The sequence below is a fragment of the Micromonospora sp. 4G55 genome (genome assembly GCF_016803375.1).
Window position 1 is genome coordinate 1 of record NZ_JAEVHN010000305.1, and the last position, 7158, is coordinate 7158.

Below are 7158 nucleotides of genomic sequence, written 5' to 3' on the forward strand. Positions count from 1 at the left end.
CGGCGGCCCGGTCGACCGGCGTCGCGCCGGCACTGGTCAGGCCCACCGCCAGCACCGCCGCCGTCAGGCCGAGGCCGGTCAGGGTCAGCGCGAGCAGCCATCCGGTACGTCGACGGAGTGCGCGGGCGCGGTCCAGCCGGGGCAGTCGGTCCGCCACCACACCGGCGGCCAGCCAGACCCCGGCGATCGGCAGCAGAACGATGAGATGGCCATCCATGTGCTCAGCCTGGTCCAGTCCGGCGATCGGCGGATCCGGGGCGGCCCCGGTTCGCCCCCTACCCCACCCGTAGGGGCATCCCGCCGACGTTATGAACGCTTCGACATGTTTAACTCCCGGGCCGCGCCGACCTACCCTCATGTAGATCGGCAACCATCGATCAACCTCAGATTCGCGGGTGGACGGTCGGCTGCCGGTCGGAGGGAGGTAGGGAGATGGGTCTTTCACACAGGTCCGCACTCGTGGGGGTGGCCACCCTGGCGATGTTGGCAACCGCCACACCCGCCATGGCCGCCGAGCCCGTCGGGGTGATCCGGGAAGCGGGCGGGGCCACCGCCGTGCCGGACAGCTACATCGTGGTCTTCAAGGACAGCGCCGTCGGCCGGAGCCGGGTGGGTGACAACGCCCAACGGCTGGTCGGCAGGCACGGCGGCCAGGTCGCCCGCACCTACACCGCAGCGCTGCGCGGCTTCGAGGTCAAGGTCGGCGCGACGGCGGCGGCCCGGATCGCCGCCGACCCCGCGGTGGCGTACGTCGAACAGAACCACACGGTCTCCATCTTCGGCACGCAGACCAACCCGCCCTCCTGGGGCCTGGACCGGATCGACCAGCGCAACCTGCCGCTGAACAGCTCGTACACCTACCCGACCACGGCGTCCAACGTGCGCGCCTACATCATCGACACCGGGGTCCTGTTCGGGCACAACGACTTCGGCGGCCGGGCGGTCTCCGGCTTCGACGCGGTGGACGGCGGCTCCGCCGACGACTGCAACGGCCACGGCACGCACGTCTCGGGCACCGTCGGCGGCTCCTCGTACGGCGTGGCCAAGGGCGTGCAGATCGTCGGCGTCCGGGTGCTCAACTGCCAGGGCAGCGGCACCAACGCCCAGGTCGTGGCGGGCATCGACTGGGTGACCGCGAACGCGGTGAAGCCGGCCGTGGCGAACATGAGCCTCGGTGGCTCCGCCAACAGCTCGATCGACACGGCGGTCACCAACTCCATCAACTCCGGCATCACGTACGCGGTCGCCGCCGGCAACGGCGACGTCCTGGGCAACCGCCAGAACGCCTGCAACTACTCCCCGGCCCGGGTCGGGTCGGCGATCACCGTCGGCGCCACCCAGAACAACGACGCCGCCGCGAGCTTCTCCAACTTCGGCACCTGCGTCGACATCCTGGCCCCGGGCGTCAACATCACCTCCGCCTGGTACACCGGCACCAGCGCGACGAACACCATCAGCGGCACGTCCATGGCGTCGCCGCACGTCGCCGGCGCCGCGGCGCTCGTCCTCTCGGCCAACCCGTCGTGGAGCCCGCAGCAGGTTCGCGACAACCTGGTCAACGCCGCGACCCCGAACGTGGTGACCAACGTGGGCACCGGGACCCCGAACCGGCTGCTCTACGTGGACAACGGCACCACCCCGCCGCCGACCAACGACTTCTCGGTCTCGGTGTCGCCGACCTCCGGCTCCACCGCCCCGGGCGGGTCGGTGACCGCCACCGTGGCCACCGCCACCACCAACGGCTCCGCGCAGTCGGTCAGCCTCTCCGCCAGCGGCCTGCCGGCCGGCGCGACCGCCTCGTTCAACCCGTCCACGGTCACCTCGGGCGGCTCGTCCACGCTCACCATCGCCACCTCGGCGAGCACCCCGCCCGGCACCTACCCCGTCACCGTCACGGGCACGGCCGCGTCGGGCACCCGCACGGCGACGTACTCGCTGACGGTGACCGGCTCGGGTGGTGGCGGCTGCTCCGGCAGCAACGGCACGGACGTCGCGATCCCGGACACCGGCGCCACGGTGTCCAGCTCGATCGTGATCTCCGGGTGTGGCCGCAACGCATCGTCGGCGTCGACCGTCGCGGTGAACATCGTGCACACCTACCGCGGTGACCTGGTCATCGACCTGGTCGCCCCGGACGGCTCCGCGTACCGGCTGAAGAACAGCAGCTTCTTCGACGGTGCCGACAACGTCAACGCCACCTACACCGCGAACCTCTCGTCGGAGGCGGCGAACGGCACCTGGCGACTCCAGGTGCGCGACGTCTACTCGGGCGACACCGGCTACCTCAACACCTGGACCCTGACCCTCTGACGCACCCCCGCCGCGGGGCTCCTTCCGACCGGAAGGGGCCCCGTGTGCCTGGCGGGGCTCGCCGGCCCCGCGGGCCTCGTGAGGGTGGCGGGGACGCGCGGGTCAGACCGAGAAGGTGGCCGGGCGTTCCGTCGCCGCGCCGGAGGCTGCGCCTTCCACAGGCCGGTCTTCTGCCCGGCGAGGCGGGTCAGGTACGCCGGGTTGAGGATGACGTACCGGCGCCAGAGCCGCTTCGGCTCCAGGCCGAGCCGCCAGAACCACTCCAGCCCGGCCCGCTGCATCCACGCGGGCGGCTGCTTGAGCAGGCCGGCGTGGTAGTCGAAGGCCGCGCCGACCGCCATCAGCGGCATGTCCAGCAGCGGCCGCATCGCGTACGCGAAGACCTCCTGGCGTGGGCAGCCCAGGCCGACCAGGACGAGCCGGGCCCCGCTGGCCCGGATCCGGTCGGCGATCTCCACGTCCTCGCCCGGCTGGACCGCGCGGAACTTCGACGCTCCACCCCGGCGATCTTGAGCGCGGGGAACATCCGCTCCAGCGCCGGGATCAGCCGGGCCAGCGTCTCCTCGGTGGAGCCGTAGAGGTAGACCGGCAGCCCCTCCTCGGCGAAGCGGCGCAGCACGTGCAGGGTCAGCGTCGGGCCGTAGACCCGGTCCGCCAGGCCGGCGTGGTGCAGCAGGTTGAGCGCCCAGCGGACCGGCTGGCCGTCGGGGGTGACCACGTCGAAGGAGTTCAGCCGGGCGTTGTGCGCCGGGTCGAGCACCCCGGTCATCACGCCGTGCACGGCCAGCGCGGTCAGCGCCAGCGGGCGGCGCTCGTGCGCGGCGGCCACCACCTGCTCGGTCGCCGAGGCGTAGTCGGTCGCGTCGACCAGGACGCCCAGTACGTTCCGCTTGCCCTTGCCGGTCATGCCTGCGGCACCCACTTGTCGACGTTGGCCTCGTAGATCTCCCGCATGATCATCGGCACGTCGTAGACCTGCTTCCAGTCCGGGTAGTCGGCCTGGAAGGCCTCGTTCGAGCCGATCCACCACTTGTGGTCGCCGATCCGGTTCGCCTCGACGTACTCGGTGACCATCTCCCGGCCGGTGATCTGCTCGGCCAGCGCGAACGCCTCGCGGTTGGAGGTGTTGGAGTGCCGGCCGCCGCCCAGGTTGTAGACGGCCGCCGAGCGCGGGTTGCGGAAGAACGCCTCGAACGCGGAGACCACGTCCGAGCTGTGGATGGCGTCCCGGACCTGCTTGCCCTGGTAGCCGAAGATCTTGTATGTGCGGCGCTCCATGTTCGCCCGCATCACGTACCCGAGGAAGCCGTGCAGCTCCGTCGCGGAGTGCGCCGGGCCGGTCAGCGTGCCGCCCCGGAAGCAGGCGGTCTTCATGCCGAAGTACCGGCCGTACTCCTGCACCATCACGTCGGCCGCGACCTTGGAGGCGCCGAACACCGAGTGCAGGCAGGCGTCGATCGACATGTCCTCACGGATGCCCTGCTCGTACGGGTGGCCCGCCTCGATCTCCCACCGGGTCGCCAGCTCCACCAGGGGCAGGCTGTTCGGGCGGTCGCCGTAGACCTTGTTGGTCGAGCAGTGGATCACCGGCGCCTCGATGCAGTGCTCGCGCACGTTCTGCAGCACGTTGAGGGTGCCGCCGGCGTTCACGTCGAAGTCGGTGAAGGGGTCGCGCACCGCCCAGTCGTGCGAGGGCTGCGCGGCGGTGTGGATCACCACGGCGATGTCCCGGCCGTAGCGCGCGAAGAGCTTCGCCAGCGCGTCCCGGTCCCGGATGTCGATGCTGTGGTGCGAGTACGCGGACCCCAGCTCGTCGGCGAGCCGCCGGACGTTCCACGCGGTCGACGCCTCGGCGCCGAAGAACTCCTGCCGCATGTCGTTGTCGATACCGACCACGTCCAGGCCGAGACCGGCGAAGTGCCGGACCGCCTCGGACCCGATCAGACCGCCCGACCCGGTCACCAACGCGACACTCACACGCCACTCCTGGTCAGTAGGAGGCAGGGAAACCCTCGGAGCATAGCGTGACGTCCGGCACGCCCCGATACGAGTCGAGGGCCCCGCAAGCTGCGGAGCCCTCGTCTGACTGGTGGGGAAGGGGGGAGTTGAACCCCCACGTCCTTTCGGACACACGGACCTGAACCGTGCGCGTCTGCCATTCCGCCACTTCCCCGTGGCTGACCTCGAACACTGTAGCTGGTGCTGATCCCGCTGTCGCCAGCGGGCCTACGTGTCCTGCGTCATCGCCTCGACTGGTTACGCTCCGTGGAGCGGTCACCGCCTCGGCGGACGAAACATTAGCACGCTCGGAGGGCCCCTTCCGAACGGGCCGGCACGCGCCCGCCGAGCGGCGCGCGAGCTGCATGCGCGCCGGCCGGATACCATCATGTCCTCGGGACCCGAGGAGGAGCCGGTGAGCGTGCTGCAACGCTTCGAGAAGCGTCTGGAAGGCCTGGTCGAGGGGGCCTTCGCCAAGGTCTTCAAAGGGGTGGTCCACCCCGTGGAGATCCTCAACGCCATGCAGCGGGAGGCCGAGGCGCACAAGGCCATCCTGGCCGGTGGGCGCACGTTGGTGCCCAACCGCTACGTGATCGATCTCTCGCCGTACGACCACAGTCGGCTGGCGCCGTACGCCGCCGCGCTGGCCCAGGAACTGGCCCAGTCGCAGGCGGAGTTCATCGGCGAGCAGGCGTGGACGGTCTACGGCGACGTGATCGTCGAGATCGAGCGCGGCGAGGGGCTGGACACCGGCATGTTCCGGGTCACCGCCGAGGTCTACACCGGTGGCGAGGTCGCCCCGGTCTCCGCGCCCGGTGGCTATGACGCCGGCCCGCCGGCGTACCCCGCGTACGACCAGGGCGGCGGCTACGGCCCGCCGCCGGGACACGGCGGCGCGCCCGCAACGTCCGGCTGGTCTCCGGTGACGGCCGCACCTACCCGCTCCAGATGGGGTCGACGGTGATCGGTCGCGGCGACCAGGCCAACCTGCGCCTGCCGGACGTCGGGATCTCCCGGCGACACGCCCGGCTGGACTTCGACGGCGGCCAGGTCGTGCTGACCGATCTCGGGTCGACCAACGGCACGATGGTCAACGGCCAGCGCGTCTCCGCGGTCGCCCTCAACCCCGGCGACATGATCCAGCTCGGCACGACCACCCTGACCTTCCGCGTGGACGGCTGACGCGCCTTGCCGGAGCTCGTCATCACCGTCGCCCGGTTCGGGTTCCTCATCCTGCTGTGGATCTTCGTGTTCACGGTGGTCGGCGTGATCCGCCGTGACCTCTTCGCAGGAGCCCGGTCGGGCCGGCTGGTGGCCGCGCCGCGCGCGGTGGGCGCCTCCACCGGGCAGGCGGCGAAGCCGGCGAAGGTGAAGCGGGGCAGGGCCGCGCACCAGCTGGTGGTCACCGCCGGCCAGCTCGCCGGCACCCGGATCACCCTCGGCGAAGCCCAGATCACCATCGGACGGGCCGAGGACTCCACCCTCGTCATCACCGACGACTACGCCTCCGCGCGGCACGCCCGGCTCGTGCCGCGCGACGGGCAGTGGTTCGTCGAGGACCTCGGCTCGACTAACGGCACCTACCTGGATCGCGCTAAGGTCACCGGACCAACCCCCGTCCCCCTCGGCGTGCCGATCCGGATCGGCCGCACTTCTCTCGAATTACGGCCATGACTCTGACCCTGCGCTATGCGGCCCACAGCGACCGCGGTCTGATCCGAGACGGAAACCAGGATTCCGTCTACGCCGGGCCGCGGCTCCTCGCCGTCGCCGACGGCATGGGCGGCATGGCCGCCGGTGACGTCGCCAGCAACATCGTCATCGGTGCCATGGCGCCGCTCGACGAGGACGTCCCAGGGGACGCCCTCGTCGACGCGCTGCGCTCGGCCGTGGGCACCGCCAACCAGCAGCTCCGCGACACCGTGGACGCCAATCCGCAGCTGGAGGGGATGGGCACCACGCTCACCGCGACCCTCTTCTCCGGCAGCAAGCTCGGAATGGTCCACATCGGTGACTCGCGGGCCTATCTCCTGCGCAACGGTGAGTTCGCGCAGATCACCAAGGACGACACCTACGTCCAGATGCTCGTGGACGAGGGCCGGATCAGCGCGGAGGAGGCGAGCAGTCACCCCCAGCGCTCGTTGCTCACCCGCGCCCTGGACGGTCGCGACATCGACCCGGAGTACAGCGTCCGTCAGGTGCTGCCCGGTGACCGCTACCTGATCTGCAGCGACGGGCTCTCCGGCGTGGTCAGCGCGGACACCATCGCCGACACCATGCGGGAGTACACCGACCCGCAGCAGTGCGTCGAGCGGCTGGTGCAGCTCGCGCTGCGCGGCGGCGGCCCGGACAACATCACCGTGATCATCGCGGACGCCACCGACCAGGACATCGTCGAGGCGAGCCCGATCGTCGGCGGTGCCGCGTCCCGGGACCGGGGCATGGCCACGTCGGCCGACGTCTCCACCCCGGCGGCCCGCGCCTCGGCGCTCTCCGCGCCGCGTCCCCCGGTGCCGGAGGACCCGGCCGCCAACCGGGACGACGAGCCGGATCACCCTCGCCGCCGGCCGCTGCGTACCGTGGCGATGCTGGTGGCGCTGCTGGTGATCCTGGGCGGCGGTCTCTTCGCCGGCTGGAGCTACACGCAGCGGCAGTACTACGTCGGGGCGACCGAGCAGGGGCAGCTCGCGGTCTTCCGCGGCGTCCCCGGCCAGGTCGCCGGGCTCGACCTGTCCAGCGTGCACTCGACCAGCCAGGCCAAGCTGGACGACCTCACCCTCGCCGCGCAGGAGCAGGTCAAGCAGGGCATCCAGGCCAAGAGCGAGCCCGACGCGGCCCGCCGGCTGGCCG

The 7158-nt window shown here is 71.2% G+C and carries 4 protein-coding genes, 1 tRNA gene and 3 pseudogenes; 4 read left to right on the forward strand and 4 right to left on the reverse strand.

Features of this window, described 5'->3' with window-relative positions; translation table 11 throughout:
- Positions 1–217 (reverse strand): annotated as a pseudogene (locus JNW89_RS22195) (hypothetical protein); the annotation flags it as partial.
- 215 nt (positions 218–432) lie between these two features.
- Here JNW89_RS22195 and JNW89_RS22200 point away from each other — a divergent pair.
- The gene (locus JNW89_RS22200) at positions 433–2310 is read left to right on the forward strand and encodes a S8 family serine peptidase (RefSeq protein WP_238450363.1); all 1878 of its coding nucleotides are present in this window, start codon (positions 433–435) and stop codon (positions 2308–2310) included.
- A 102-nt stretch (positions 2311–2412) separates the two neighbouring features.
- Here the strand turns inward: JNW89_RS22200 and JNW89_RS22205 are convergent.
- The 3 genes and pseudogenes from JNW89_RS22205 to JNW89_RS22215 form a co-directional block, all read right to left on the reverse strand.
- Positions 2413–3217 (reverse strand): annotated as a pseudogene (locus JNW89_RS22205) (WecB/TagA/CpsF family glycosyltransferase).
- A complete protein-coding gene (locus JNW89_RS22210; protein WP_238450364.1) occupies positions 3214–4287 on the reverse strand; it encodes an NAD-dependent epimerase/dehydratase family protein in 1074 nt (357 codons plus the stop codon). The pseudogene JNW89_RS22205 and the gene JNW89_RS22210 overlap by 4 nt, the downstream one beginning before the upstream one ends.
- A gap of 110 nt (positions 4288–4397) precedes the next feature.
- Positions 4398–4483, reverse strand: a tRNA-Leu gene (locus JNW89_RS22215).
- Between the two features lie 213 nt (positions 4484–4696).
- On the opposite strand from JNW89_RS22215, the pseudogene JNW89_RS22220 reads away from it, so the two are divergent.
- The 3 genes and pseudogenes from JNW89_RS22220 to JNW89_RS22230 form a co-directional block, all read left to right on the forward strand.
- Positions 4697–5490, forward strand: a pseudogene (locus JNW89_RS22220) (FhaA domain-containing protein).
- Positions 5491–5496: 6 nt separating this feature from the next.
- Positions 5497–5982, forward strand: coding sequence for an FHA domain-containing protein (locus JNW89_RS22225; protein WP_074315675.1), 486 nt, complete (start codon positions 5497–5499; stop codon positions 5980–5982).
- A partial coding sequence (locus tag JNW89_RS22230; RefSeq protein ID WP_238450365.1) for a PP2C family serine/threonine-protein phosphatase occupies positions 5979–7158 on the forward strand: 1180 nt, incomplete at its 3' end. The genes JNW89_RS22225 and JNW89_RS22230, both read left to right, overlap by 4 nt.

Coding starts and splice junctions, on each gene's coding strand:
- JNW89_RS22200 (WP_238450363.1), top strand. CDS start 433: ATGGGTCTTTCACACAGGTCCGCACTCGTGGGGGTGGCCACCCTGGCG.